Raw genomic sequence first — 25230 nt, 5'->3', positions numbered from 1 at the left:
CAAGGTTCAGCGCATCCTCTGACCATTCACGATCGCATGGCCCTGTTCGTTGATTTCGACCGCGCCGCGATACTGATCCTCGCCGACACTATCCGTGACCATGCCAAGACCCAGGCGGGCGCCAAGGGCGTCTTCCTGCGCGATCGCACCCATGGACAAGAGCGTGTCGATCAACCCTTCGACGCCGGAAATCTCATAAGTTGCGGCGCCTTCCGGGCGTGGAAGCCCGTCGAAGGTTTCGATGTCGGTGTTGTCGAAGGTAAACGCCCCTGTGGCCTCGGTCGCGGTTCCGGCACCGGTCATCGCGAACCGCGACAGGGCAAGCGAGATCAGTTCAGGTTCGGGCAAACCAGAGACATCCCCCACGAACTGACGGAAATTCAGAAGGTCGACCCGGTTCCGCACCATGCCGCTGAGGTCAAGGTCAATGCTTGCCGGATCGCGGGGGATCGCCTTGGCTGGATCGAATAGAGACCACAGTCCCGGCCCCATCCGCAACCCGTCGAAGCTAAAGCGCAGCGCGAACGGCTGCGGGTCATCCCGCCCGCTGACCGGGATGTCGAGAAGGGCGCTGGCCGCCGCAGCCTCGAACGCAATGTCGACCGGCGAGTCAAATTCGTTTTCACCCTTCATGACGATGCCAGCATCGACACCGCTTGCGTCATAAAACAGCCGGTTTTCATCCAAAGAAAAATGCGCGTGGTTCGCCCCGGACCAGCGCCGTTCTTCCGAGAAGGGCTGGCCATAGAAGTCTAGGTTGACCGTGTAATCGCTGCTTTCAAGCGCGCTTTTCAGATCGAGGGAGAGGCCTGCCCGAAGGGCAGCGGCGACGTTGAGGATGTCAAATCCGTCGGACGGCAAGTTCAGTTCGAAACTGCTCTCCGCCCCGCCCACGGTTCCAAAAACAGTGCCTGCGACCTCTGCCCCCATTTGCATTTCGGCGTCGAACCGACCGGGGAGGCTTGTGGCCTGTCCGGCGATCGCAAGTAGTGGGCCCTCGGTCACGCGATACTGAATCTCTGCTTCGCCGCCCTCGACAACAACGTCAATCGTGACCGGAGCTTCTCCCGGTGCGTGCGTGGAAACCGCCGCGGTCATTCCACCCGCCACGTGCACTGAATAGGTTATGTCGCCGGGATCGCCGCTTGCCGTCATGTGCGGCGTCGCGCCATCCATTCGAACGTCCAGCGTTGCCGTGTCACCTTCGATGACCAGATCCATGCGATAGGTCTGCGTCGCTTGATAGAGGATCTGCACCGTCCCATCGCCCTGTTCGACCATGGCGAATCCGGGGGCTGTCAGGGTCAGGGAACCGATGCCTTCGGGCAGGGTCCAGGCAATGGTCTGCGCCTCAACCGTCACCGTCTCGCCGGTTCTCGATTGTTTCGCCGTCAGGGTCGCGCCCATTGCGCGGGTCTGTGCCTGCATATTCGTCCAGACATCATCGGCTGTCACCTCTGCCAAGGCGGGCATGCCAAAGCTGAGAGCGGCGAAAAGGGAAATGGCACTCGGGAAACGCTGCATCGTCGAAAACCTGTCTGATCGGAAAAGAAACCCGCCCCGGTCAGACCGGGACGGGCAATTCTGCGAAACGGCGGCGTTACTGGATGCGCTGCCCATTCACGAGGACATGCGCCTCGGAGTTGACTTCGAGGGTCGAGGTCAGGTGGTCATCGCCCACGACGGTCGCGAACATCCCCATCATCATCCGGAAGCCCATCACCTGTTCTTCGGGCACGTAACCCATCGCGACGAGCGTATCCATCAGACCGTTCAGGCCCTTGCCTTCCAGCTCCAGCTTGCCTTCCGGGCGGGGCATGCCGCCAAAGGTCATCATGTCGGAGTTGTCAAACTCAAAGCTGCCCTGACCGCTGACCATCGCCCCGGCGATGGACAGGTTCAGATCGTTGAGTGTGAGGGAGTGCAGCTCGCCCGGCACCTCGGCGTTCTCCATCGCCATGGCCTGCTCCCGATCGAGGATATCGAAGAACAGCTTGGTCGTGCCGGTCAGGTCGATTTGCGCGGTTGCCGGGTCATGCGGCAACATGCTGCCCGGATCGAGCATCATCCAGATCATGTCGTTCACGGCAAGTTCGGTCAGGTTGATCGACATGCCGAAGGGCACGGGCTCTTCCGTCCGGGTCATCGGCATGTCGATGCTGGCCCCGTATTCCGCGAGCGAAAGATCCACCGGGAAAGGCACCTGGCCGCCCATGACGCTGATCGCGACATTCTCGGCACCGAAACCAAGGCCAAAATTCTCCTTGTCCATGGACAGTGCAAAGCTGCTGTCCGAGGACGCGGAGGTGATGTTCGTGGTGCCGGAATAATCGGTGACTGCCATGATGAAATTCGACGTCCCGGCGGTATAGTCGAGGTCGGTGGCAAACCCCATCATGAACATCTCTTCCGGACGTGCGGGATCATAGTCGAGCGGCATGGTTGAACCGCCGGACAGTGCCATGTTCGTCACCTGACCGGACATGTCGATCCCTTCGGATCCATCTTGCGCCGCGAGAAGGATATCGAAGGAGGCGGCGGTCATCTCGACATCGGTCGTGCGCATTCCGTCGGCCTCGGTCACCATCTGCCGCGACGAAACGTCGTTCATGTTGGCCTGAAGGGTCAGGGGCATCGGTTCGCCGTCTTCCAGCGCCTCGTCGATGGTGACGCTGTAGCGGTCGGCGCTGACGTCGTATTGCATCGCCTCGGGGGTTCCGGAAACGACCATCTCTGCCCCAACGGTCCGCACCGTCGCGACGATCCGGTCAGTCTCTGCCTCGCCGGTGGGGTTGATGGTGATCGGCGTCACCTCGGGCATGACGACGGTCACGGTGCCATCGCCGTTTTCGGTCAGGGTGATGTCATCGAAGCTGGCCGCGACGGTCATTTCCTCGTTCACCATGTTCATCGAGAGGCCGCTGATCGTCAGCACGCCGCCCGAATAGGTTTGCGACCCGACCGAAATACCGTCCTGACCGTAGACGTCCATCTGCGCCATCCAATTGGCCCAGACCTCCTCGGCGGTGACGTCGGCCATGACGGTGGTACCGGCCAGCAGGGCGGCGACACATGCGGAACTGCGGATGAAATGATTTGGTGACATGGGGAATTCCTTTCCAATCTCTGTTGGACAAAGGTTCCTCCGCCTTGCTCCCGGGGTCAAGGTGGGGAATTCTGGACCCCGGTCACCCGGTGCGACCTGAATCGGAAATCACGGAGAAGTTATCCATGTCCCTAGAGGGAAAGAGTGTCGCGATCACGGGCGCCAGCCGTGGTATCGGAGAGGCCGCTGCCCGCGCCTTTGCCGCCAGAGGCGCGAAGGTGGCACTTCTGGCACGTCGCGCCGATGAGATCGGAAAGATCGCGGCAGAGATCGGACCCGCGGCGCTGGCCATCCCCTGTGATGTCGCGGACCGCTTTGCCGTTGCCCGCGCAGTCGCCCAGACCGTCGAGCAGTTCGGTGGTCTGGACATCTTCATCGGCAACGCGGGGATGATCGACCCGATGGCCCCCATCGCCGACGCGGACCCTGACCAATGGTCCCGCACGATTGATGTGAACCTCAAGGGTGTCTTCTATGGAATGCAGGCGGCCTTGCCGGTGATGCTGAAGGCCGGGGGCGGAACGATCCTGACCGTGTCGTCGGGGGCCGCCCATAGCCCCGTCGACAACTGGTCGGCCTATTGCGCGTCAAAGGCCGGGGCCTACATGCTGACCCGATCCTTGCACAAGGAATACGGGGGGCAGGGCATTCGCGCATTGGGTCTGTCGCCGGGTACCGTCGCCACGCAAATGCAGCGCGAGATCAAGGAGTCTGGCCTTGGCCCTGTCGCAAAGTTGGATTGGTCCGAACATATCCCGCCCGAGTGGGCGGCCGAGGCGCTGGTCTGGATGTGTGGAGCCGAGGCCGATGGGTGGCTGGGCGATGACGTGTCCCTGCGTGACCCGGATATTCGCCGGAAGGTCGGTGTCGCATGATCCGGCTGGACAAAGACGGTGACCTTTGGGTCGTCACGATCGAACGGCCGGACAAGGCCAATTCGCTGACCCGCGCGATGCTGGGCGACCTTGCCGATATCGCGGAGGAGGCACAGGCGGCCAAGGTCCTGATTCTGACCGGCACGGGCAAGGTGTTCAGTGCCGGGGCCGATCTGGACGAGGCCCGCGCCGGGTTGGCGACCGATCCGGTCTGGGAACGGCTGTCGGGCGCCATCGCCGCCTTGCCGGGCCTCACCATCGCCGCGCTGAACGGCACCCTTGCGGGCGGGGCATTCGGCATGGCGCTGGCCTGCGATCTTCGGGTCGCGGCTGCCGGGGCAAAGTTCTTCTACCCGGTCATGAAGTTGGGCTTTCTGCCGCAACCGTCAGACCCAGCCCGAATGGCGGCGCTTGTCGGACCGGCGCGGGCCAAGCTTCTGTTGATGGGCGGGCAGAAGATTGATGCCGAAACAGCGCTGTCCTTCGGGTTGATCGACCGGATTTCCGACGACCCGCTGGCCGAGGCGCGGAGCATCGCAACCGACGCCCTTGCCGCCGATCCGGGCCATATCGCGGGGATCAAGGGGCTGATCGGGGACTAGCGCCGCCGACCCGGCGTGCGTGACAGAAACCCCGGCGGGCGCCTGCGGACCCATTCGATGAACTTTGCCAGCCGGGGATGCCCGCGCAAAGCCTCGACGGTGTGGAAAGCGCGGGCCAGTTCCGCCTCGGTCAGGGCCGCGTGGATTTCTTTGTGGCAGATGTGATGCAACATAACCGTCTCGCCCCCCTTGCCGCCTTTCAGCCGGGGCACGAGGTGATGGCGGGATTGGGCAACACCTTGGGGAATTGGGCGGCCGCAGAGGGCGCAAATCGGGTCTGGCGTGGTCACGGGCTTGTCCTGACATGCGGGAACAGGCATGGAGGATGGCACGGATAGCTTGGTTGGCAAGTGGTGGGTGACCGATGATCGAACAGCTTCAGCAATACGCAATGGACGGGTGGGACATCGCCAAGGCTTGGCTTCTGTCGCCCGCGGCCTGGTCGCAATTCGGGCTTCTGGTGGCGGCCTATGTGGCAGCGGTTCTGGTCAACAAACATGTCACGCCGCAGATCGAACGGCTGCTGACACCCAAGGACGATGACACTTCGATTATCGCCAAGGGGCGCCGTTTCGTCCTGATGTTCCTGCCCTTGGTGCTGCCGCTTGCGGCCTATGCGTTCACGGCCATCGGCGAAAGCGTCACCCGGTCCCTGTTCGGGTCCGGCGCGGTCATCGCCTTTGGCAAGCGGGTATTCCTGTTCCTTGCGATCCGGGCTTTCGCCCGCGACATGCTCTCCGATCCGTTCTTGCGGTTCCTTGGGCGCTACGTCCTGATCCCCGCCGGCGCGGCCTATGCGCTTGGGCTGTGGCCCTTCGTGACGGAAAAGCTGGAATCGACCGTGGTGCCCTTGGGCAACCTGTCGTTTGACCTGCTTTGGCTGTCAAAGTTCATCGTTGTCGGGGGCGTGATCTTCTGGTTCGGTCGCTGGTCGAACGAACAATCGACCCAGATCCTGAAGCAACAGGAAGACATGCGGCCCGCGACCCGGCAGCTGGCGATCAAGGCCGCCGAGATTGCCATTTTCGGCGCGGCCTTCCTTGTCCTGATGAATATCATGGGGGTCAGCCTGACCTCGCTTGCCGTTCTTGGGGGCGCAGTCGGTGTCGGGATCGGGTTTGGCCTGCAACAGATCGCGTCGAATTTCATTTCGGGCATCATCCTGCTTTTGGAAGGGCAGGCAACTGTCGGCGACTATGTCGAACTGGACGGAGGCGAGGCGGGGACCATCGTCAGGATGACCATGCGGGTCACCATCCTTGAAACCTTCGATGGCCGCTGGATCGTGGTTCCGAACGAACATTTCATCACCACGCGGGTCGTCAATTATTCCGATCAGGGGTCGGCCAACCGCTACGAGGTCGAATTCTCGGTCTCCTACGACACGGACATCAACAAGGTGCCCGACATCATCGAGGCGGCAGTGGCCAAGCACCCCGCCGTTCTGACGGAACCTGATGCGCCCGATTGCGAATTGCGCGGGTTTGGCGACAGCGGGGTCGATTTTGCAGTCGAATTCTGGGTCAACGGGATCGACGATGGCCGCAACAAATACACCAGCCAGATCCGGTTCATCGTCTGGAACGCGCTGAAGGACGCCGGGATCGAAATTCCCTATCCGCATCGTGTTGTCGAATTCCGGGGCGCTGTCCCGGACCTGCCGAAAACCTCGTGACACGGGGGGTGGTGATCGGCGCCGGCCCCGCCGGTCTGGCCGCGGCCGAAGCGATGGCCAAGGCAGGGATGCAGGTCACGCTGGCAGAGGCGATGCCCTCTGTCGCCCGGAAATTCCTGATGGCCGGGAAATCGGGGCTGAACCTGACCAAGTCCGAACCGGTGGATCAGTTCATTGCGGCCTACGGGGAGATTGATCCTGCAATGATCCCGATCCTGCGATCCTTCGGGCCTGAACAGGTGATCGAATTCGCCGAAGGTCTCGGGCAGGAGGTTTTTGTCGGTTCGACGGGTCGGGTTTTTCCTAAGGTCATGAAGGCGTCGCCGCTATTGCGGGCATGGCTACGGCGGCTGGCCGATCTTGGGGTGGACCTGCGGACCCGGTGGCGCTGGACCGGCTTTGACGGTGCGGCGTTGCAATTCGACACGCCCGAAGGTCCGGTGCATCTGACGCCCGACGCGGCGGTTCTGGCGCTGGGCGGCGCAAGCTGGGCGCGGCTGGGATCGCGCGGCGATTGGGTGGCGTATCTGCCAAAGGAGACCGTTGCGCCCTTTGCCCCGGCCAATATGGGGTTTCAGGTGAACTGGTCCGCCCATATGGAGCCGTTTTTCGGGGCGCCGGTGAAGGGCTGCGCTCTTGTCGCGGGCGACAGGATCGAACGGGGTGAGTTTGTCGTATCTGCGCAGGGGATCGAAGGTGGCGGGATCTATTCCGTGTCTCGTGCAATCCGCGAAGGGGCTGCCCTGCATCTCGACCTTTGTCCCGACCTGACCCTTGCCGATGTCCGAACCCGTCTGGCCCGTCCGCGCGGAAAGGCCAGCCAGTCGAACCACCTGCGCAAGGTGCTTGGGCTTCAGGGTGTGAAACTGGCCCTTCTCAATGAATTCGGGCGCCCGTTTGCCGATGACCTTGCCCCGGTTATCAAGGCACTGCCCCTACGCATTGACGGACCCCGCCCCATGGACGAGGCAATCTCGACCGCGGGCGGTGTCCGGTTTTCCGCCCTGACCGAAGGGTTGATGCTGAAGGACCGCCCCGGTGTGTTCTGCGCGGGTGAAATGCTCGACTGGGAGGCGCCGACCGGGGGCTATCTGATCACCGGCTGCCTTGCCACCGGGCGCTGGGCCGGGCGGGCTGCTGCGGCCCATGCAGGGGCCTCTCTTGCCGATGCATCGGGCGGCGCATAGGTTGGCGCCCATGCCCATCGGGAAGGAGCTGACCGTGACAGCAACAGCGCGTGCCGATCATCGACGCCGGATGCAAATCCTGGTCTGTCGCGGCTGACGTCATGGCACGGTCCCTGACACTTGCGGCCTTTCTGGCGCTGCGCGGGTCCGGCGAACGGACGGGCCGGGGCGGCGTCGATTGGCCCAACCGCCCGGCCGGACGTGTGATCTGGTTTCGCCTCCAGCGCGCGGATCGTATCCCCGCCGCCGTCGCCCTTGCCGAAGCGATCCGTGCGGACGGCGACCCTTTCGCCTTTGTCGCGACCCTTCCCAAGGGAGAGGTCATTCCGGACGACGGAAACCCATCCCACATCCTGTTCCTCGAGGAACCCGCCCCGACGCCGGCGGGGGTGGCACGGTTCATCGATCATTGGGCGCCCGATACGCTCGTGTGGGTCGGCGGGGCGCTTGAACCCGGTCTGATTGTCGAAACGGATGACCGGATTGCACGGCGCATTCTTCTGGATGCCCGCGATCAAAGCCTGGGCATGGGGATCGGGTCGTGGTGGTTTTCGCGGATCGCGGGGCCGGTTCTTGACCGGTTCGATCACATTCTTGCCGTCGATGCGGAAACCCGAAACCGGCTTGCCCGACTGACATCTGACAAGGGCGACCGGATCGAGGTGACAGGGCGGCTTGATGAAGGCGCGCCAATTCTCTCTTGCCGAGAGGATGACCGGACCGATCTTGCCGCGGCCCTTGGGACCCGGCCGGTCTGGGTCGCGGCGTCGGCGACGCTGGCGGAGGTCAACCAGATTGCCGCCGCGCATCGTCAGGCCGCCCGCCGGGCGCACCGGTTGATGCTGGTGTTCGATGCCCGCCACCCCGAAGAAGGGGCCGAGATTGCGGAACGCTTCGAAGCGATGAGGTTTCAGGTCGTCCGCCGAAGCACCGGTGCCGACCTGACAGAGGGCACCCAAATTCTGGTGGCTGACGATGGGCCCGAACTTGGTCTTTGGTATCGGCTGGCCCCCATTGCCTATATGGGCAATACGCTTGTCGGTGGTGGCAGCCCCGATCCGTTTGCGGCGGCGGCGCTTGGATCGGCAACGATCCACGGCCCCCTGACGACACCCCATCCCGGCCGCTTTGCACAGTTGGATGCCGTCGGCGCGACCCGGGCCATTCGAACTGCGGAAGAGCTGGGACAGGCGGTTGAAACGCTTCTTGCCCCGGACAAGGCCGCCCTTGTCGCCCATGCCGCATGGGAGGTGATTTCAAGCGGGGCTGGAGCCACGAACCGGGCCGCCCGGCTGATCGCCAGCGACTTGCCGGAGGAGGCCGCATGAAGACGCCGCTGTTCTGGTTCAGGCCACCGCACAGGCCCGGGCTTTGGCCTCGGGTGCTGGCGCCGCTTGGATGGCTTTATGGTTGGGCAACTGCACGGCGGTTGCGGCGCGGGCCGGGATATCGGGCCGGGGTTCCTGTCATCTGCATCGGAAACCTGAACGCGGGCGGCACGGGAAAGACGCCGACCACCATCGCCCTTGCGCAACGACTAACCGGCTGGGGGCTGGCCGTGCATGTTGTGTCGCGCGGGCATGGCGGCCGGTTGGAAGGGCCGGTTCGGGTCGACGAACGCGGGCACAAGGCCGCAGATGTGGGGGACGAACCCCTCCTCTTGGCGGCCTTCACGCCGACATGGATCGCGCGGGATCGCGCGGCGGGCATCCGGGCGGCCGAAGAGGCAGGCGCGAATGTGATCCTGATGGACGATGGGTTTCAGAACCCCGCGGTTCACAAGGATCTGTCCATCATCGTCGTCGATGCACGAAAAGGGTTTGGCAACGGTCGTTGCATTCCGGCGGGGCCACTGCGCGAACCGGTGGCCGTCGGGCTGTCCCGGGGGGATTTGCTTTTGACCATCGGCAACCCGTCAGATCAGGCCGGATTTCGCGACCGCTGGGGCAGCGCGGTTCCCGTGGCCATGTCGCATGCGACCGGCACGCTGCGCCCGCTGCAAACCGGGATGCATTGGCAGGGGATGCGCGTCCTCGCCTTTGCCGGGATCGGCCATCCCGAAAAATTCTTTGCCACCCTGCGCGACCTTGGGGCCGAGGTGATCCGGGCCGAGGCGCTGACGGATCACCAACCCCTGACCGAAGCGCTGATGACCCGGCTTGAGGTCGAGGGAAAAGCCCGCGTGGCCCAGCTTGTCACAACGGAAAAAGACGCGGTCCGTCTGCCCGACAGTTTTCGCCCCAAGGTGCTGAGCCTGCCGGTCCGGCTTGAACTGGACGATTGGTCGGCGCTTGACGCGGCGCTGGGCCAGATCGGGCTGGCCCCCAAGACCTAGTCGTCCAGAAGGGCCTGATGTTCCCCCAGCTTGGGCGAGGCGTCGGCCAGCGACAGCTGTGCCCCGGAAAAGGTGATCGGCGTCCGGACGCCGGGCACGCCATCGGGACGGATTTCCATCCCCCGGTGCACGATCTGCGGATCGGCAAAGACCTCTTCCATGTCGTTGATCGGCCCGGCGGGCACGCCCGCGCGCTCGCATCCGGCAAGAAGATCCGCCTTGGACCAGTTGCGCGTACGGGCCATCAGCTGGTCAACAAGGGCGGCACGATTTTCAAGGCGATCCGCGTTGGTGACATAGGCCGGGTCGGTGGCCAGCTCTGGACATCCCAACAGGGTGCAAAGCTTGGCAAACTGCCCATCGTTGCCAACCGCGATGATGATGAACCCGTCCAAGCAATCGAAGACCTGATAAGGCACGATGTTCGGGTGGGCGTTGCCCATGCGCATCGGCGGCGTGCCTATGGACAGGTAGTTCATCGCCTGGTTCGCGGTGATGGACGTGGCGACGTCGAACAGCGACATGTCGATGTGCTGCCCCTTGCCGGTCTGTCCACGCTGATGCAGCGCGGCAAGGATGGCCGTGGCAGCGTAGACCCCGGTAAAGATATCGGTGATCGCGACGCCGACCTTTTGCGGCTGGCCATCCGGTTCCCCGGTGATCGACATCAGGCCGGACATGCCTTGAATGATATAGTCGTATCCGGCCCGGTGGGCATAGGGTCCATCTTGACCGAACCCGGTGACAGAACAGTAGATCAGGCCGGGGTTGGCGGCGGACAGGCTGGCGAAGTCCAGACCATATTTGGACAACCCGCCGACCTTGAAATTTTCGATCACCACATCCGCGTCGGCAACCAGCCTGCGAACCTGTTCCTGCCCTTCAGGGGTGCGGAAATCGACGCAGACGGATTTCTTGCCACGATTGCAGCAGTGGAAATAAGCGGCAGATTTGTCGCCGTCCCGTTCGATGAACGGCGGGCCCCATGTGCGGGTGTCATCCCCAGCCGGGCTTTCGACCTTGATAACCTCGGCCCCCAGATCGGCAAGGGTTTGGCCAGCCCAGGGGCCGGCCAGAATCCGTGCCAGTTCGACGACCTTCAGGCCTGCAAGCGGGGTCATTCTGCGGGCAGGGCTGCGTCGATTGCGGCGGCGAAATCGGTATAGTTGGTCAGCCGCTGCCGTTCCCCGTTGATGAAGACCGTGGGCGTGCCGGTGATGTCGTCGGCCTCTGCATTCGCTTCACTGGTGGCAAGGATCTCTTGCGCCAGTTCGGCATCGGTGAAACAGGCATCTAGGTCGTCAGCGCTGTAGCCTGCGGCAAGACCAATTTTCTGCAACTCGTCCGCGATGGTCACGGGGTCGCCGGAGGACAGCCAGGTTTCCTGATTGTCGAACAGCAGGTCACTGACCCCGAAATAGCGCATCGGATCGCCGCAGCGGGCCAGCATCCCGGCCCAGATATCCACCCGGTTGCGCACCAGTTCCCGATAGATAAAGCGGACCTTCCCGGTTTGAATGTAGTCGGCATTCATCTGCTTGAAGAAATCCGAATGGAAGCTCGCGCAATGCGGGCAGGTGAACGACCCGTATTCCAGAACGGTCACCGGGGCGTCTTCGGCACCCATCGTCATTTCGACCACGCGCGATGCGGGCGCCTCGGCCTCTGCCGCCTCTTGGGCGAAAGTGCGGACGGTGCCCAAGGCAAACGCGGCAGCGGTACTGGCAAGAAGGGTGCGACGGTTCATGGATCGGCCTTATGTATTTTGATTGCGTTTCGATTTGGTCAGAACATTGGACGCCAGCCGTTCAAGTGCAAGTCGCAATTCCGTGCTGTCGATTCCAGTGGCGATTTCCGCCGCCCGCGCGGTTACCTCGGGGTCGGCTTCGGGCGGCGCGGCGCGTTTCGGGGCAGGCGTGAATTCGACGCGGCCCTCGGCAAAGCCGGTTGGCGCGGTCTGGGTCACACGAATCCGGGCGATGGCATTGTATCCGTAGCAGGCGTTGACCTTTTCCCGGATCGCGTCCTTCTGCATCTCAAGCATCGGGGCCTGCGCGCCGGTCGTAAGAAGCGTCAGCGTCGCGCCAAGACCGCCCCGGCCATAGGAAACCTCGACCGGGCGGGCAATGGCAGCGATCCCTTCGCCCACAACCTCGACCCAATGGGTCAACAGGCGGCTTTGCGCGAATCCACGGGTTTCCGACGCCTTGCGAATCCGCGATTGGGTCAGCGTTGCGACCCTCGAAAACCCGCGCGTGGTCCCTTTATGCCGTGGCGTTTTGTCCATCGCGCACTATTCTAGACCCCTTGGCGGAAGGTGCCAGCGAAACCATGCGGACAGGGGCATAAACATTGCGTGACGAGGTCAGGGCGCAAAGCGCCGATCTTCTGGAATGGTACGACAGACATGCCCGCGTGATGCCGTGGCGGATCGGTCCGGCGGACCGCAAGGCGGGCATCCGGCCCGATCCCTATCGCGTCTGGCTGTCCGAGGTGATGTTGCAGCAAACCACCGTGGCCGCGGTGCGCGATTATTTTCACCGGTTCACGGCACGTTGGCCCACGGTGGCCGATCTGGCCGCGGCGGCGGATGCCGATGTGATGGGCGAATGGGCGGGCCTTGGGTATTACGCCCGCGCCCGGAACCTTCTGAAATGTGCGCGGGCCGTTGTGGCCGATCATGGCGGCGTGTTTCCGGACACGCGCGCGGCGCTGCTCACGCTTCCCGGTATCGGCCCCTACACCGCCTCTGCCATCGCGGCGATTGCCTTTGACGAACCGGCGACAGTGGTGGATGGCAACGTTGAACGGGTGATGGCGCGGCTGCACGATGTGCACACTCCCTTGCCTGCGGCCAAAGCGGAATTGACAGACCTTGCCGCGATCCTGACCCCAACAGATCGGCCCGGCGACTATGCCCAGGCGGTCATGGACCTTGGCGCGACGATCTGCACCCCGAAGAACCCGGCCTGCGGCATCTGCCCGTGGCGTGTTCCCTGCAAGGCACGGGCCGAAGGCACCGCATCGACCCTGCCCCGCAAAGAACCGAAAAAGGCCAAGCCCGTCCGTCGCGGCATTGCCTATGTCGCGCGTCGCATCGACGGGGCCTATCTTCTGGAACGGCGGCCCGACAGTGGGCTGCTGGGCGGGATGCTCGGTTGGCCCGGCACCGACTGGGCCGAGGTCACACCAGACCCGGCCCCACCGATCCGCGGCGAATGGCGTGATATCGGGGCAGAGGTCCGGCACACATTCACCCATTTCCACCTGCGGCTGACGGTGATGAAGGCGACCGTTCCGCTGGATCGCACCCCGGCGCGCGGCGACTTCTTGGACCCGCCCGATTTTCGCCCCTCTGATCTGCCAACGGTGATGCGGAAGGTGTTTGACCTCGCGCAAAGCGGCAATTGACCGCTTGGGCAAGTCTGGCCTTTGACGCTAGGCTTTGCCCGTCGAAGGGTGTGGAGGTGTTCCGATGATCGTTCCCGCAGAGCAGATGTCCCGGTTGACGCGGGCCCTGCCGTTCTGGCTGTCGCTCGGGTTGATCCCGCTGGCATGGATCAGTGCGACGCAGGGCGGTTGGACCATCGCGCTCTTGCCGCTGGCGACTTGGTATCTGTTCTCCGGGCTGGATGCGATCCTTGGCCGTTACTCTGACAACGCGGATCTGGATACCCCGCCCGAGGGCCTGTTCTGGTATCAACTGGTCACGGTGGTCTGGGTGCCGCTGCAATTGCTGACCATCTTCGGGATCATGGCCTATGTGACCCGCTCCGACCATCTGAACGGCATCAGCGAATGGGCCTTGTTCGCGGTTCTGGGCGTGGTCTCGGGCACGATCGGGATCAACTACAGCCACGAATTGATGCACCAGAGAAACCGGTTCGAACGCTGGCTGGGGGATATCCTGCTGGGATCGGTTCTTTACGGCCATTTCCGGTCGGAACATCTGCTGGTGCATCACCGCTATGTCGGCACCCCCCGCGATCCGGTGACCGCCCGCTACAACGAAGGGTTCCACCGGTTTTTCCCAAGGGTGCTTCGCGAAAGCCTTGTGTCATCCTTCCGGGCTGAACAGGCGATGCTGGCCCGCAAGTCCCTGCCGTGGTGGCACCCGATCAATCCGTTCTGGCGCTATTGGGCGCTTGAGGTGGGTTTTGTCGTTCTGTCCTACCTGATCGGCAACTGGTGGGGCGTCTTCATGTTCGCGACACAGGCCTTCTGGGCCGTGTTCCAGCTGGAGCTGGTCAACTACGTGGAACACTACGGACTGACCCGGAAGCACCTGGGCGAAGGGAAATACGAACACGTTCTGCCGCGCCATTCGTGGAATGCGGATCACCGGGCGTCCAACTGGCTGCTGATCAACCTGCAACGCCATTCGGATCATCACTACAAACCCGACCGGCGGTTCCCGCTGCTGCAAACCTATGACGATGCCGATGCCCCGCAGCTGCCCTTTGGCTATCCGATCATGACGCTGGCCGCGCTTGTTCCGCCCTTGTGGCGGCGGGTGATGAACCCGCGGGTCCGCAGCTGGCGCGCGCGCTACTACCCCGAGATCACGGATTGGGAACCCTACAAGGCCGGCACCACCCCGATGCCGCGCTAGGGCACACGAAAAAACCCCGCCGTAGGACACGGCGGGGAAGTTCGTGCCGTGGTTCTATTGGCCACAGGCACCGGCGGTAGTTCGGTAAACTTCTAGATCAGTGTTCGCGCATCTCGGCGCGGACCTGCTGGCGCAAAAGGTCAATCGGCACCCTTTGCCCATCGCGCTTGAAGTGCCAGTAGGTCCAGCCATTGCAGCTGGGCGCGCCTTCGAGATGGGCGCCGACCTGATGGATCGACCCTTTGATATCGGACCCGATCAACGTTCCGTCGGCGCGCACCTTGGCCTTGTGACGGCCATTGATGCTCCACAGTTCTTCGCCCGGACGCAGCATCCCGCGTTCAACCAGCACACCAAAGGCAACGCGCGGTTCTGCCCGCTTGGAGGTCGAAACCTCCAGCGCTTCCTTGTCGAATTTACGGACGTTGGCGATACGCTTTTCCGCGACCTTGCGGTAGGCGGCCTCGCGTTCGATCCCGATGAATTCCCGGCCCAGCATCTTGGCGACTGCACCGGTGGTGCCGGTGCCAAAGAAGGGGTCCAGAACCACATCGCCGGGGTTCGTCGTGGCGACCATCACCCGGTGCAGCAGGGCCTCGGGCTTTTGTGTCGGGTGGGCCTTGTCCCCATTGTCGTCCTTCAGGCGTTCGTGACCGGTGCAGATCGGGATCACCCAATCGGACCGCATCTGCACGCCGTCGTTCATCGCCTTCAGGGCTTCATAGTTGAACGTGTATTTCGCGCCTTCGGCCTTGGATGCCCAGATCAGGGTTTCATGGGCGTTGGTCAGGCGCTTGCCCCGAAAATTCGGCATCGGGTTCGATTTGCGCCAGACCACGTCATTCAGGATCCAGAACCCCTGGTTCTGCAATTCGGCGCCCATGCGGAACACATTGTGATAGCTGCCGATCACCCAGATCGCGCCATTGGGTTTCAGGATACGGCGGGCTGCGGCCAGCCAGTCACGGGTGAAATTGTCATAGACCTTGAAGCTGGCGAACTGATCCCAATGATCGTCGACCGCGTCCACCTTGGAATTGTCCGGGCGGTGCAGATCGCCGCGCAGCTGCAGGTTATAGGGCGGGTCGGCGAAGATCAGGTCGACCGAACACTCGGGCAGACTGTTCATCACCTCGATGCAGTCCCCGGAAAGAATCGTGTTTAGCGGGAGCGCGGCGGCGCCCTTTTCCTTGGTTTTCGTCGTCATTTTCTGCCTCTGATCCCGGCGGTTTGTCCGCTCGTTGATTGAGGCCAAGAATGAGTCAGACCCGATTCGCTGTCAAAAGCTTTTTTGAATCAAGGGGTTACTGTTTTGCCTTGATACAAGATATTGTGCACCGGCTTGAACGACCGTCTATGGTGTGGGGTCACACCAAGATTTTGAAGGGCGGTTTTATGGGCCGGGCTGGGGTATCCGGCGTTCTTTTCCCACCCGTAGCCGGGGAACTGTTGCGCCAATCCCACCATGAGCCTGTCGCGGCACACTTTTGCCACAATTGAGGCCGCCGAAATCGACAGGGACCGGGCGTCGCCCTTCACGATCGCTTCGGCCGATTGGGTCAGGCCGCGCGGGATCATGTTGCCGTCGATCAACAGGTGATCGGGCCGCGTGGGCAGCCCGGCAACCGCGCGTTCCATGGCCAGATGCGAGGCCCGCAGGATGTTCAGGCTGTCGATCTCTTCAACGGTGGCATGGGCGATGGACACCTCGGCATCGCGCAGGATGATGTCATAAAGCGCCGCACGCCGTTTCTCGGTCAGGGCCTTGCTATCGTTTAGGCCCTCGGGAATCCGGTCGGGGTGCAGGATGACCGCCGCGGCAGTGACCGGCCCGGCCAGCGGACCGCGGCCAACCTCGTCCACACCGGCGACGCGGGCCAGCCCGCGGGCTTGCGCGGCGGTTTCGAAGGACAGGTCCGGGACAGGTTTCACCATATCTTTGACTGCCCTGATCCGGCCCCGCGCTGCAACCGGAAAAGTTGGGGCGGAAGGCCATGCCCGACCCTTCCGCCCCGGGGGTGTGACGCGACAGGATGGGGCGCCGCGTCACTGCTCGATAGGTGGTCAGTACTGGCGCACGCGGCGTTGCCCGATTTCATATCCGGCGCGGCGCAGGCAAGGAATGCTGTAACCGCTGCGATCATGCCGACGGGTTTCGACGGTCAGTTCGCATTGTTCCGGAAGGCGGTTCGCCCAACGATAATTCCGTTCCATGCAGCGGCGGCCCAGCATCGTGATGTCGCGGCCACGGCGGACATCCACCTCGACCACGCATTCGGCTGGCAGCACGCGCTGACGCGACGGGATGACGTGGTGGTTCCAGTTCTGTCCGTTGTTCGCCGGTTGCGACTGGTTGCGCCGGTCATTGACCGCATCGGCAATGATGGCGACCGTCGCGATCCCCAGCAGAATCCGCAGAAGGTCTTCGTCATCACCGGCCTGCACGGCGGTTGGCGCCGCGCCGGTCCACGCGATCGTCGCGGAAAGAAGAAGTGCGATCAGGGGCTTTTTCATGGGTCTTCCTTTCATCTGGTCAGACGACGGCAGAACCGCGCCAAGGGATGAGGGAAGGGTGGGGCGATCCGGACGGGACACACAATATCGACCGGCGGATAGGTGATAGCGGGGGGCGTCCCGGATCGGATATTGAATATCAACACGCCCCATGCACAGAGTAGCGCCATGAAAAACGCACTCGCCCTTACCCTGTTGCTTGGCGTCGCCGCGAATGGCGCCGCTGCCGCTTGCTATGCGGATTACAAGGCAAAGCAGGACAGCCCGCTTCGGCTCCACTATGGTGTGGCCGAGATCCGTGGGGATTGCTCCGTCGACAATGCCGAAGCCCAGTTGCAGGATCGGCTTGCCCAAGGCGGCTGGCAACTGTTGAATGTGCTCGACACCTTCGACGACAGCGGACTTGAGGAAAGGGAAGCGAGTGCAGGAGAATTCTACCTCCGCTATTGAGGCGCGCACGACCGGAAACAGGGTCGTCGTTGTTGGGATCGCGGCGATTGTCGGACTGCTGGCGCTGGCCGCCATTGTCCTGTTCAGCAACCTTCCCGACGCGAATGCATTCAACGAACGGGTCGAACGCCTGTTCGTGGAAAATGACGACCTGACGGCGCAGGCGGAAATCAAGCTCTTGGAAATCCTTGCGCAGTCCGGCACGGCGTTCTCGGAGACGCTGGACAGCTACCGGTTTGTGATCTTCGTGTTGCTGGTCTTCTCGACGGCCCTTCTGATCGCGGCGGTTGCCTTTCTTGTCATGCTGATCGTCCTGAATCGACGGATGGGCCAGATCGAACGCAAGGGGATCGAGGTGAATTCCCTGTTGATCAGCCGGGACCAGAATGTCGTGCTGTTGAATAACTTCGAATTCAAGCTGACGGACGCGGCCATCGAAACCCTGTCCGTGCTGGCCGAGGCGCGGATGGACGACGAGATCCTGACGGGGGCCCAGATCGAGGCGGTGATTTCCGGTCGGTCCGAGGTGGATTGCGAAGAAGCGGCCGGGGCGACGCGGATCAAGCGGCTGCGCGACAGTCTTGGCAACCAGATGATGTCGGAACTTCTGGTCAAGAACATCGCGCGCCGGGGCTATGTGCTCGCCATTGACAAGGATGTGATCCGGATGGTTTGAGCGCTACTTCCGTCCTTCGGGATGCAAAAAGTAAGGATCGACCCTTTTCCAGTAGATCAAGAGGTCCCGCGCGCGGGCCGGGGCCAACCCCATTGCCTCGATCGCAAGAACATCCGCCGCGACCAGGGCCGCCATCTTGTAGGCTTTCGCCGCGGCATCCTGCATCCGCCCCGTCGGGCGCATCAGGTCTTCGAAATGGGATGCGGCGGCGGTCAGGGCGAAACAAAGCGTCAGCGCCTTCTCTTCCGGCCAACCCTTGGCAAGTTTCTGCACGACCAGCCGGATCCTGTGCGGATCGCCCGTTGCGATCTCGGCGATCGCGACTTCCTGCATTTGGTCGATGGCGGGCTTTGTCATGGCACTCGGAACAGGTAACTTGGACAAGACTTTGCCCGGAAACCGGTCCGATGCAACCGGGCGGGCGAAACCTTTGAACGGGGGTAGCACATTGGCACGCGTATTCTGGAGTAGCCTTTTCGTCTGCCTGGGGCTCGTTTCTCCGCTGCGGGCAGAGGTTTTGTTGCCAACCGAACCGCGGGTCCGGGATGTGCCGCGCCAGAATTATCTGGGCGAGCGGGTCGGTGGGATCGCCCTTTTTGCCACCACGGTCTTCCGGATGGAGGATGGCGAGTTGATCGTTCTTTACGGCTTTATCGTCGGGCGTCCGAACGGGGATTCGAACTTCTTCTACTGGAACGACCGGCTGTCGATGGAATGCGAAGGCAAGACCGTCCGCAATGAAGATGGCTCGGGCGTCGGGCAATTTCTGTGTGACCGGGACGGCCGCCAGTTCCTGTCTGACAGCTTTGGCGTAGTCGCCGAGAAATACATGCGGTTCCGGGGCGACATCTCGGGCAACTTCACCGGGGTGAACGGCCAGCCAATCGAGGTGTTGATGCAATGGCAGGGGCGCGAACGCTTTCCCGACCCGGCCCCGATGATCGAGGCGCTGTCCAGATAGCGGCATGGTGACCCCGACAGGATTCGAACCTGTAACCTGCCCCTTAGGAGGGAACCGTTCATAGCGCTATTCCTTGTTTGATTTCTTGCTCTTGGGTGTTTGTACAGTGTCCGGCTGTACATGGTTTGTACGAAAACGGGCCCTGACGTCGGCCACATCCGTCTCCGCATGGGCATAGATGCGCATGGGCAAATTGGGGTCTGACCAGCGGCCCGCCTTGGCCGCTGTAACCGGATCGACGCCCTGACGGACGACAAGCTCCGTGAAGAAACCGTGCCGTCCTGCGGGGTGGGCAGAAAGGTACGGGATGCCCGCGCGCTTGCAGATCGTTTTCCAGCGGGTGTTGTAGCCTGTTGAGCTGCCATAGCCGAAGACCCGGGGCTTCATCAGCTTGCCGGTCTTGCGGTTCTTCGGCCGCTTCGGCGGCAACGCTAGGAGTTCGTCCATCATCTGAGTTGAGACAGTGATCCAGCATTCGGGGTGGCCTTTCTGTGCTTTCACCCTGACCTTGTCCTCTGAAGGCTGCAGATCGTCCGGCTCAATTGACACCGCCTGATCAATCCGCGCCGCCGTCTCGAACATGAACCGGACGAGGGCCGCATTGTATGGATCAGCGGCTCCGCAAAACGCCTCGATCCAAACCTTATCTGCTGGCTTGCGTTCGACCCGGCTCTGCTTACCGCGACGCTTGTCTTGGGCGATTCTCTCGAACTTATCGTAGGGCTTCACTCGAATAAGAGGCGTCCCCTCCAACTCGTGTGCGTTGTTGATCACAGCGCTGGCGGGCGTCACGATTTCACGCCACCAGGTATCGGTCGAAGCTTTGGGTTTCAGCTTCGGCCCAAGCCCCTTAAGAAGCGCGCCAGAAATCGCGCCCAAAGGCATTTCACCGATCACTTGCACAATAGGGATGAGCTGCTTCGCCGTCTTCGGGGACGCATTGTAGATCATGATCGCATCTGAGAACGTCTTGCTCGGCTCGTCGCCAACGATATGGCGACGTATCTGCATCTCGGTCTCACGGTTTATCCAGTCCCGTGCGCCCGCTTCTGTAGATGCCTTAGTGCTTCGCCGGTATGGGCCTGCGATTGGCCTGCCGTTGTATTCGACCCAGCCCTTGGCCCAGTAGACGCGGCCCCTCTTGTAGATTTGGAGCGGCATGAGGGGCCTCCTTCAAATATCTTGTCGATCTGGGCGGGGGTTATGAGCATTGTCCGCCCCAGTCGGTAGAACGCGCCGGTGTCATTCGCCCGCTCACGCAAGGTGCGCTCGGAGATGTCGATCCCCATGCCAGCCATGACCTCGACCCACTGTGCCGGTGTCTTTCCAAGCCCTAGGATTTGCGAGCTATCTGAGTTTTCAGTCTCTGCCATTTCAGTCACCCTCGTCCGCTAGAGTTGAATTCAGGGATGCGCATGGAATCGCTTGTTAAGCACCATCTGACGTGTTCAGATGCGTATATCTGCAATTGTTCGTCAATTTTTGCGATGTGAGCGGAGAATTACGAACAAGTCAATTGGAAACCAGGAATGGCGCGGAGAGACGCTGAACTTTTTGCATCGATGGGAGCGCGTCTCGCCATTGCGCGCAACGAAACTGGCCTGTCTCAGGCCGCGATGGCCAAAGCGCTTGGAGTTTCGCCGAGGGCCTATCACAGCTATGAAAAGGGCCAGCGCGGCATTCCTGTCGAAGCTCTGGTGGCGTTCGGCGAACAATTCGATGTTGATGTGCCTTGGCTACTGTTGGGTACTAGGGCAATTCGCGCAGGGCACGACTTCGACGCGCTGAAGCAGATCGAAACCTCTCTCGATCAGCACCTTAACTCAAAGAACATCAGAATTAAGAGCGAGAAACGTGGTGCTATCATCGCGCGTTGGTACAAGTCACATGTCGAAGGGAGGGAAATAACCAATGACGACGTTCACACTTGGATCGAACTTGTAATGGATTGATTTGGAAATGGAAAACACTCTTCACATCTGCCGTGCGTCTCAGAAATGGAGATCTCAGAAGTTAGCGGTTTTGGAGTCCTTGTCTGCATGGCTTCAAAGCCGGACAGAGTGGGCTGCGCGGTCCTACTTCGCTGGGTTTGGCTTCTTTCTTTCTTGGTGGTCGACGCAATTCCTGAGCGCTTCGAAGTTGATGTCCAATTTTCAAGCGATTGCAGTGATGTTCTCGGTCTTGTTGATGTTTTGCTCTGCCATAGTCCTTGCTTCGCTTTTGATCGTTCGAAAAGAAGTCGGCAGGCGAATTGAGATCTAAGAGTTCTGCGCCAGCAGCCTATCCTTGAGCCTTCGTCCTGTTTTCTGTTCCTTTCCGTTGGTCACAGGCATGGTTTTCGCCAAATGTTCTTGTCTTTAGGTAATCTTAACGCCAGAGTGTCAGAAAAATTCCCAGATAAAGCCAGAGCGGAACTGACCTGACATGACAGAATTTGAGATGCTGCTGACGCAGAGCGGCTGGTCCATGCCCGAAGCCGCTAGCGCTCTGGGATATTCCGAAGGCCACCTATACCGCTGGAAACGGGGTGAGGAAGTGCCCCGCGAAGCTGTAATGAAACTGCTTCGGATGGAAGTGCGCTCAAGGCAGCGCCATGACAGCAACGCATCGTTCTCCTTCATTGATCTCTTTGCGGGGATTGGCGGCCTGCGTAGAGCCATGGAAGGCGCTGGGGGTCGTTGTGTCTTCACTTCAGAATGGGATCGTTTCGCTCAACAGACCTATCATGCCAACTTCCCGGATAACCGCCCCATCGCAGGAGATATCCGCGAGGTAGACCCTCAGGATATCCCGGATCACGATGTTCTTGTGGCGGGGTTCCCGTGCCAACCGTTCTCGATCGCTGGCGTGTCCAAGAAAAACGCGCTCGGACGCGCGCATGGGTTCCTCGATGAAACCCAGGGTACGTTGTTTTTCGACGTGCTGCGCATCCTGATGCACCACCGCCCGGCAGCTTTCATGCTGGAGAACGTCAAGAACCTGAAGAGCCATGACAAGGGTCGGACGTTTGAGGTAATCCGGCGCGCTCTGACCGAGGAGCTGGGGTATACGCTGCATACCCAGATCATCGACGCAGCAAACTTTGTGCCGCAGCACCGGGAACGGATCGTTATGGTCGGCTTCCGGGAAGCTACGGACTTCAGCTTTGAAGAGCTGCATCTGCCTGGACGGCAGGGCAGGGGAATGCGGGACATCCTGCACCCTGAGAACGGGACTGAGGCCGCTGAAGGGCATTACACGGTTGGTCCGGATGCAAAGGTCAGCGACAAGTACACGCTCACAGACAAGCTCTGGACGTACCTGCAGGACTACGCTGCCAAGCACCGGGCCAAAGGTAACGGGTTCGGGTTTGGCCTCGTTGATGGCGACAGCATCGCAAGGACGCTGTCGGCGCGCTACTACAAGGATGGCTCAGAAATCCTGGTCAGTCGCGGTGAAGGCAGGAATCCACGTCGCCTTACACCGCGTGAGTGCGCGAGGCTGATGGGATTTGATGACAGCTTCCGGATTCCGGTTTCGGATACTCAGGCCTACAAGCAGTTTGGGAATTCTGTTGCCGTGCCGGTCTTTGCGGAAGTCGCCCGGCTGATGCAGCCGCACGTCCTGAAGCTGATGGATCAGCCCCGGCTGCAAAAGGTTGGCTGACGTTTATTCTGCCGACGCGCGCCGCCGCAACATGGCGGCGATCCGGGGGAAGGACACAAAGCCGGAGTTGATGATCCGGCGCGGGCTGCACGCCAAAGGGTTTCGCTACAGGTTGCAGGGCAGGGGCCTTCCTGGCAGACCTGACCTTGTTCTGCCAAAACATCACGCCGTGATCTTCGTGCATGGTTGTTTCTGGCACCAGCATAACTGCCCATTGTTCCGCTGGCCGCAAACCCGGCAGGAATTCTGGCGTGAAAAGATCAACGGCAATGCCCGGCGCGATACTGAAGCTCTTGGTCGTCTTCTCGATGCGGGCTGGAGAGTGGGCATCGTATGGGAATGCGCCCTCAAGGGGCGAAGCAAGTGGCCTTTGCCTGAAGTGATTGACTCCCTTTCCCTCTGGCTGTCCTCTGACACAAAGCAGTTTTGTGTTGAAGGCCAATGGATTGACTGACCCCCTTATTCGTATTCTCGATCAGATGGCAGCTCATGGAGCGACGCGTTTCTACGCTAAGCAGCTCGCTCCGAATGATAACTCCAAGAACCAGGTTTATCTCGGTGGCGGGTTTGGCGCGCTGAACATCATCCCGCATGGTGAGATCGAAGAGGACGGCAGTCAGATCGCAGGGTCTGTACGGGATCGTGCAAAAGCGCCGGTAGATTTCTGGTGGATGGACAAACAAGGCATAGCACCTGCGCCGGATGCTCAGTTGATCCTCTACCCCAGGTACCCTGAAGTGCGCATGTCCGGCTTTCTGCGTGGCGCTGCGCGCGCGCCAGCGCCGCTGATGCGGTCACGTGATGAAGGGCGGGTGCTGTTTTTCGGGGTTTGCCCGGACGGGCGGGTTATCGGCCATGTTGTCGGTAGAGAGACACCAGAAGCGGCGACTCTGGCTGATAAAGTGGACACGCTGGAAGCCTCAGGGGTCTTCCTCGATCTGCAATCGCTTAGGCAGAAAGGGACAAGCTCCCGACAGATGCTGCTCGATGCTCTGCGCCGCATCCATGCCGAAGGCTGGGTGCCGTCACAGAAGATGGGCAAGGACGGGGTGGCTACCCCCTACAACGCCCGAAATGGCGGTGGATACACCTTAGAGGCGGAACTTGGAATCTCACCCAACGGGTATGCAGAGCCGGACTATCTGGGCTGGGAGGTCAAACAGTACGGCGTGCGGGATTTCGTGAAGTACCTTGCGAAAAGCCCGGTCACATTGATGACACCGGAACCGACCGGCGGGGTGTATCGGGATGACGGTGTTGAGGCGTTTCTGCGCCGCTACGGCTATCCGGACAAGTCAGGCAAAGAAGGTCGGATAAACTTCGGCGGCGTCTATGCCAGTGGCCGGGATTTCCACACCGATACGGGTCTGAAACTGGTCCTGGAGGGGTTCGACCCCGCTAAGGGCAAGATCACGGATGTGGACGGGCAGATAGCGCTGATCGACAGGGGGGACGTGGTTGCTGCCTCGTGGGGCTTCAAAGGCGTAATCGGTCACTGGAACCGGAAACACGCAAAGGCTGTCTATGTGCCTTCTCTGATGCGCGGGCCACCGCCCGAATATTCATATGGGGCGCGGGTTGAGTTGTGCGAAGGCACCGATGTGCTGCTGCTGTTGCAGGCGCTGGCGTCAGGTGGGGTGTACTATGATCCTGGGATCAAGATGGAGCGCGCGGACACACCGTCTCCAGCGATCAAGCGCCGGAGCCAGTTCAGAGTGAAACACAGCGATCTTTACGGGCTTTATCAGATCAGCAATCAAGAGCGACTAGCCTGATCCGCTGACAGAGCATGATACCCATTTCACCGTTTCACCTGATAGCCAAGGGTCCTGTCACTTTTGGCGCTCGTTGAAGGTTTCAACGAGGAATGTAGCGATAGCTCCAGCAGTGTTGACGGCTAGGCTGGCGTGTCGAGGTGAGGGGCGAACTGGCAAACGACCGCCACGGCCATGCGAATCTGATAATCGATTTCTCAATGTACCGATGCCGTTCACGAGATTCATGGCACCACCCAGAATCGCTTTTATCGGTTCTTCTGTGTGTTGGTTTGGCGCAAGGTTGAGCGCCTTCGTGGCAGTGCTGTAGAGCTTCGGCAAATCGTCTTTGTCAGAATAGCTTTGGCCGCATTCATCGAGAATGCGCTTACTTACGGTTTCTAGCAGGGTCCGCGCGATGGTTATTGCACCTTCGGGGTCTGATGTTCGCCGCTCCATTGCCTTCGCCCAAACGGTGTGCACACCTTCGGCATCAAAGCTTTGAAGAATGTCAGATGACACGGCGTCCACGGGCGCGGTGTTTCGCCCTTCAAGATGATCAATTAGAGGCGTAAATGCACGACTGATGATCTCGCGCCGTTCAGCATACGACGGCGCTTCGTTCTTAATGAACGGCCAGAATGCGTCGAGGTTGCGATATGTGCGAACGAACTTTGGCAGCAAATCCCGCGTGTTTGGATCGGCCATAAAGTCACGTCGCAGCTGCACGTATATGCCGTTATCGCCAACACCTCCTGTTGCTCTGGACGTCAGAATTCCTTCCATCATTTCAGCGCGTTCGACGTTGTCGTCGGGGATTTCATCAAAGTAGCTCATG

General features: G+C 61.2%; 27 protein-coding genes. 15 read left to right on the top strand and 12 right to left on the bottom strand.

Annotation, left to right across the window (positions count from 1 at the left end; all coding sequences use genetic code 11):
* Window positions 1-6: 6 nt before the first annotated feature.
* Window positions 7-1524, bottom strand: coding sequence for a hypothetical protein (locus EU803_RS08415; RefSeq protein ID WP_129681748.1), 1518 nt, complete (start codon window positions 1522-1524; stop codon window positions 7-9).
* Window positions 1525-1600: 76 nt separating this feature from the next.
* Complete coding sequence (locus EU803_RS08410) at window positions 1601-3106, bottom strand: DUF2125 domain-containing protein (RefSeq protein WP_129681746.1); 1506 nt, start codon at window positions 3104-3106, stop codon at window positions 1601-1603.
* A 125-nt stretch (window positions 3107-3231) separates the two neighbouring features.
* On the opposite strand from EU803_RS08410, the gene EU803_RS08405 reads away from it, so the two are divergent.
* Window positions 3232-3981, top strand: coding sequence for an SDR family oxidoreductase (locus EU803_RS08405; protein ID WP_129681744.1), 750 nt, complete (start codon window positions 3232-3234; stop codon window positions 3979-3981).
* Window positions 3978-4583, top strand: coding sequence for an enoyl-CoA hydratase/isomerase family protein (locus EU803_RS08400; protein WP_129681741.1), 606 nt, complete (start codon window positions 3978-3980; stop codon window positions 4581-4583). The genes EU803_RS08405 and EU803_RS08400 overlap by 4 nt, the downstream gene beginning before the upstream one ends.
* On the opposite strand, the gene EU803_RS08395 is transcribed toward EU803_RS08400, so the two are convergent.
* Window positions 4580-4903, bottom strand: a complete 324-nt coding sequence (locus EU803_RS08395; RefSeq protein WP_129681739.1) for an HNH endonuclease — start codon at window positions 4901-4903, stop codon at window positions 4580-4582. The two genes, EU803_RS08400 and EU803_RS08395, sit on opposite strands and share 4 nt — an antisense overlap.
* Window positions 4904-4947: 44 nt before the next feature.
* On the opposite strand from EU803_RS08395, the gene EU803_RS08390 reads away from it, so the two are divergent.
* The 4 genes from EU803_RS08390 to lpxK all read left to right on the top strand — a co-directional run bounded on the left by EU803_RS08390 (window position 4948) and on the right by lpxK (window position 9780).
* Window positions 4948-6258, top strand: coding sequence for a mechanosensitive ion channel domain-containing protein (locus EU803_RS08390; RefSeq protein WP_129681737.1), 1311 nt, complete (start codon window positions 4948-4950; stop codon window positions 6256-6258).
* Window positions 6255-7445 (top strand): TIGR03862 family flavoprotein, encoded by a 1191-nt coding sequence (locus EU803_RS08385; protein WP_129681735.1) that lies wholly within the window; start codon window positions 6255-6257, stop codon window positions 7443-7445. Before EU803_RS08390 ends, EU803_RS08385 begins: the two co-directional genes overlap by 4 nt.
* A 101-nt stretch (window positions 7446-7546) precedes the next feature.
* Window positions 7547-8773, top strand: coding sequence for a glycosyltransferase N-terminal domain-containing protein (locus EU803_RS08380; protein ID WP_129681733.1), 1227 nt, complete (start codon window positions 7547-7549; stop codon window positions 8771-8773).
* Window positions 8770-9780: a tetraacyldisaccharide 4'-kinase gene (lpxK, locus tag EU803_RS08375; protein WP_129681731.1), complete on the top strand. Its 1011-nt coding sequence runs from the start codon at window positions 8770-8772 to the stop codon at window positions 9778-9780. The genes EU803_RS08380 and lpxK overlap by 4 nt, the downstream gene beginning before the upstream one ends.
* Here lpxK and EU803_RS08370 read toward each other — a convergent pair.
* The 3 genes from EU803_RS08370 to EU803_RS08360 are packed head-to-tail and all read right to left on the bottom strand — an operon-like array spanning window position 9777 to window position 12067.
* On the bottom strand, window positions 9777-10901 hold the full coding sequence (locus EU803_RS08370; protein ID WP_129681729.1) for a CaiB/BaiF CoA-transferase family protein: 1125 nt from the start codon (window positions 10899-10901) through the stop codon (window positions 9777-9779). The genes lpxK and EU803_RS08370 overlap by 4 nt on opposite strands.
* Window positions 10898-11527 (bottom strand): thioredoxin domain-containing protein, encoded by a 630-nt coding sequence (locus tag EU803_RS08365; protein WP_129681727.1) that lies wholly within the window; start codon window positions 11525-11527, stop codon window positions 10898-10900. The genes EU803_RS08370 and EU803_RS08365 overlap by 4 nt, the downstream gene beginning before the upstream one ends.
* A 9-nt stretch (window positions 11528-11536) precedes the next feature.
* Window positions 11537-12067: a DUF721 domain-containing protein gene (locus EU803_RS08360; protein WP_129681725.1), complete on the bottom strand. Its 531-nt coding sequence runs from the start codon at window positions 12065-12067 to the stop codon at window positions 11537-11539.
* Window positions 12068-12132: 65 nt separating this feature from the next.
* Between EU803_RS08360 and mutY the strand changes: the two genes are divergently transcribed.
* On the top strand, window positions 12133-13191 hold the full coding sequence (gene mutY, locus EU803_RS08355) for an A/G-specific adenine glycosylase (protein WP_129681723.1): 1059 nt from the start codon (window positions 12133-12135) through the stop codon (window positions 13189-13191).
* A gap of 64 nt (window positions 13192-13255) precedes the next feature.
* The gene (locus tag EU803_RS08350; RefSeq protein WP_129681721.1) at window positions 13256-14392 is read left to right on the top strand and encodes an alkane 1-monooxygenase; all 1137 of its coding nucleotides are present in this window, start codon (window positions 13256-13258) and stop codon (window positions 14390-14392) included.
* 97 nt (window positions 14393-14489) lie between these two features.
* On the opposite strand, the gene EU803_RS08345 is transcribed toward EU803_RS08350, so the two are convergent.
* From EU803_RS08345 to EU803_RS08335, 3 genes are all read right to left on the bottom strand, one after another.
* Entirely contained in the window at window positions 14490-15599 is a 1110-nt protein-coding gene (locus EU803_RS08345; RefSeq protein ID WP_129681720.1) for a site-specific DNA-methyltransferase, read from the bottom strand.
* Window positions 15600-15688: 89 nt separating this feature from the next.
* Complete coding sequence (locus tag EU803_RS08340; RefSeq protein ID WP_129681718.1) at window positions 15689-16327, bottom strand: ribonuclease HII; 639 nt, start codon at window positions 16325-16327, stop codon at window positions 15689-15691.
* 129 nt (window positions 16328-16456) lie between these two features.
* The gene (locus EU803_RS08335; RefSeq protein ID WP_129681716.1) at window positions 16457-16906 is read right to left on the bottom strand and encodes a hypothetical protein; all 450 of its coding nucleotides are present in this window, start codon (window positions 16904-16906) and stop codon (window positions 16457-16459) included.
* Between the two features lie 168 nt (window positions 16907-17074).
* Between EU803_RS08335 and EU803_RS08330 the strand changes: the two genes are divergently transcribed.
* Window positions 17075-17356, top strand: coding sequence for a hypothetical protein (locus EU803_RS08330; RefSeq protein ID WP_129681714.1), 282 nt, complete (start codon window positions 17075-17077; stop codon window positions 17354-17356).
* The gene (locus tag EU803_RS08325; RefSeq protein WP_129681712.1) at window positions 17328-18032 is read left to right on the top strand and encodes a hypothetical protein; all 705 of its coding nucleotides are present in this window, start codon (window positions 17328-17330) and stop codon (window positions 18030-18032) included. The genes EU803_RS08330 and EU803_RS08325 overlap by 29 nt, the downstream gene beginning before the upstream one ends.
* 3 nt (window positions 18033-18035) lie before the next feature.
* Here EU803_RS08325 and EU803_RS08320 read toward each other — a convergent pair whose 3' ends face one another.
* Complete coding sequence (locus tag EU803_RS08320) at window positions 18036-18389, bottom strand: hypothetical protein (protein ID WP_129681710.1); 354 nt, start codon at window positions 18387-18389, stop codon at window positions 18036-18038.
* 163 nt (window positions 18390-18552) lie between these two features.
* Between EU803_RS08320 and EU803_RS08315 the strand changes: the two genes are divergently transcribed.
* A complete protein-coding gene (locus tag EU803_RS08315) occupies window positions 18553-18993 on the top strand; it encodes a hypothetical protein (RefSeq protein ID WP_129681708.1) in 441 nt (146 codons plus the stop codon).
* Window positions 18994-19059: 66 nt separating this feature from the next.
* Here the strand turns inward: EU803_RS08315 and EU803_RS08310 are convergent, their stop codons facing one another.
* Window positions 19060-20154 carry a tyrosine-type recombinase/integrase gene (locus tag EU803_RS08310; RefSeq protein ID WP_129681706.1) on the bottom strand — a complete coding sequence of 365 codons (1095 nt, stop codon included), beginning with the start codon at window positions 20152-20154 and terminating at the stop codon, window positions 19060-19062.
* Between the two features lie 368 nt (window positions 20155-20522).
* Between EU803_RS08310 and EU803_RS08305 the strand changes: the two genes are divergently transcribed.
* The 4 genes from EU803_RS08305 (at window position 20523) to EU803_RS08290 (ending at window position 24413) form a co-directional block, all read left to right on the top strand.
* A complete protein-coding gene (locus EU803_RS08305) occupies window positions 20523-20945 on the top strand; it encodes a helix-turn-helix transcriptional regulator (RefSeq protein WP_242494319.1) in 423 nt (140 codons plus the stop codon).
* 472 nt (window positions 20946-21417) lie between these two features.
* Window positions 21418-22638, top strand: coding sequence for a DNA (cytosine-5-)-methyltransferase (dcm, locus tag EU803_RS08300; RefSeq protein WP_129681705.1), 1221 nt, complete (start codon window positions 21418-21420; stop codon window positions 22636-22638).
* Entirely contained in the window at window positions 22631-23092 is a 462-nt protein-coding gene (locus tag EU803_RS08295) for a very short patch repair endonuclease (protein WP_129681703.1), read from the top strand. The genes dcm and EU803_RS08295 overlap by 8 nt, the downstream gene beginning before the upstream one ends.
* Complete coding sequence (locus tag EU803_RS08290; RefSeq protein WP_207209182.1) at window positions 23085-24413, top strand: MvaI/BcnI family restriction endonuclease; 1329 nt, start codon at window positions 23085-23087, stop codon at window positions 24411-24413. Before EU803_RS08295 ends, EU803_RS08290 begins: the two co-directional genes overlap by 8 nt.
* A gap of 57 nt (window positions 24414-24470) precedes the next feature.
* Here EU803_RS08290 and EU803_RS08285 read toward each other — a convergent pair whose 3' ends face one another.
* Entirely contained in the window at window positions 24471-25229 is a 759-nt protein-coding gene (locus EU803_RS08285) for an abortive infection family protein (protein WP_129681701.1), read from the bottom strand.
* Window position 25230 lies beyond the last annotated feature (1 nt).

This window comes from Loktanella sp. IMCC34160 (assembly GCF_004145845.1).
Lineage (GTDB): Bacteria > Pseudomonadota > Alphaproteobacteria > Rhodobacterales > Rhodobacteraceae > SELP01.
Note: the sequence above shows the minus strand (reverse complement) of the source record. Positions and strands in the feature narration are given on the sequence as shown.

Excerpts from the sequence above, each read along its gene's own strand:
- lpxK (WP_129681731.1), top strand. The coding sequence starts at position 8,770 with ATGAAGACGCCGCTGTTCTGGTTCAGGCCACCGCACAGGCCCGGGCTT.
- EU803_RS08305 (WP_242494319.1), top strand. The coding sequence starts at position 20,523 with ATGGCGCGGAGAGACGCTGAACTTTTTGCATCGATGGGAGCGCGTCTC.
- EU803_RS08400 (WP_129681741.1), top strand. The coding sequence starts at position 3,978 with ATGATCCGGCTGGACAAAGACGGTGACCTTTGGGTCGTCACGATCGAA.
- EU803_RS08350 (WP_129681721.1), top strand. The coding sequence starts at position 13,256 with ATGATCGTTCCCGCAGAGCAGATGTCCCGGTTGACGCGGGCCCTGCCG.
- EU803_RS08365 (WP_129681727.1), bottom strand. The coding sequence starts at position 11,527 with ATGAACCGTCGCACCCTTCTTGCCAGTACCGCTGCCGCGTTTGCCTTG.
- EU803_RS08390 (WP_129681737.1), top strand. The coding sequence starts at position 4,948 with ATGATCGAACAGCTTCAGCAATACGCAATGGACGGGTGGGACATCGCC.
- EU803_RS08320 (WP_129681710.1), bottom strand. The coding sequence starts at position 18,389 with ATGACAAAGCCCGCCATCGACCAAATGCAGGAAGTCGCGATCGCCGAG.
- EU803_RS08370 (WP_129681729.1), bottom strand. The coding sequence starts at position 10,901 with ATGACCCCGCTTGCAGGCCTGAAGGTCGTCGAACTGGCACGGATTCTG.
- dcm (WP_129681705.1), top strand. The coding sequence starts at position 21,418 with ATGACAGAATTTGAGATGCTGCTGACGCAGAGCGGCTGGTCCATGCCC.
- EU803_RS08395 (WP_129681739.1), bottom strand. The coding sequence starts at position 4,903 with ATGCCTGTTCCCGCATGTCAGGACAAGCCCGTGACCACGCCAGACCCG.
- EU803_RS08285 (WP_129681701.1), bottom strand. The coding sequence starts at position 25,229 with ATGAGCTACTTTGATGAAATCCCCGACGACAACGTCGAACGCGCTGAA.
- EU803_RS08380 (WP_129681733.1), top strand. The coding sequence starts at position 7,547 with ATGGCACGGTCCCTGACACTTGCGGCCTTTCTGGCGCTGCGCGGGTCC.
- EU803_RS08360 (WP_129681725.1), bottom strand. The coding sequence starts at position 12,067 with ATGGACAAAACGCCACGGCATAAAGGGACCACGCGCGGGTTTTCGAGG.
- EU803_RS08330 (WP_129681714.1), top strand. The coding sequence starts at position 17,075 with ATGAAAAACGCACTCGCCCTTACCCTGTTGCTTGGCGTCGCCGCGAAT.
- EU803_RS08405 (WP_129681744.1), top strand. The coding sequence starts at position 3,232 with ATGTCCCTAGAGGGAAAGAGTGTCGCGATCACGGGCGCCAGCCGTGGT.
- EU803_RS08310 (WP_129681706.1), bottom strand. The coding sequence starts at position 20,154 with ATGCCGCTCCAAATCTACAAGAGGGGCCGCGTCTACTGGGCCAAGGGC.
- EU803_RS08340 (WP_129681718.1), bottom strand. The coding sequence starts at position 16,327 with ATGGTGAAACCTGTCCCGGACCTGTCCTTCGAAACCGCCGCGCAAGCC.
- EU803_RS08410 (WP_129681746.1), bottom strand. The coding sequence starts at position 3,106 with ATGTCACCAAATCATTTCATCCGCAGTTCCGCATGTGTCGCCGCCCTG.
- EU803_RS08415 (WP_129681748.1), bottom strand. The coding sequence starts at position 1,524 with ATGCAGCGTTTCCCGAGTGCCATTTCCCTTTTCGCCGCTCTCAGCTTT.
- EU803_RS08335 (WP_129681716.1), bottom strand. The coding sequence starts at position 16,906 with ATGAAAAAGCCCCTGATCGCACTTCTTCTTTCCGCGACGATCGCGTGG.
- EU803_RS08345 (WP_129681720.1), bottom strand. The coding sequence starts at position 15,599 with ATGACGACGAAAACCAAGGAAAAGGGCGCCGCCGCGCTCCCGCTAAAC.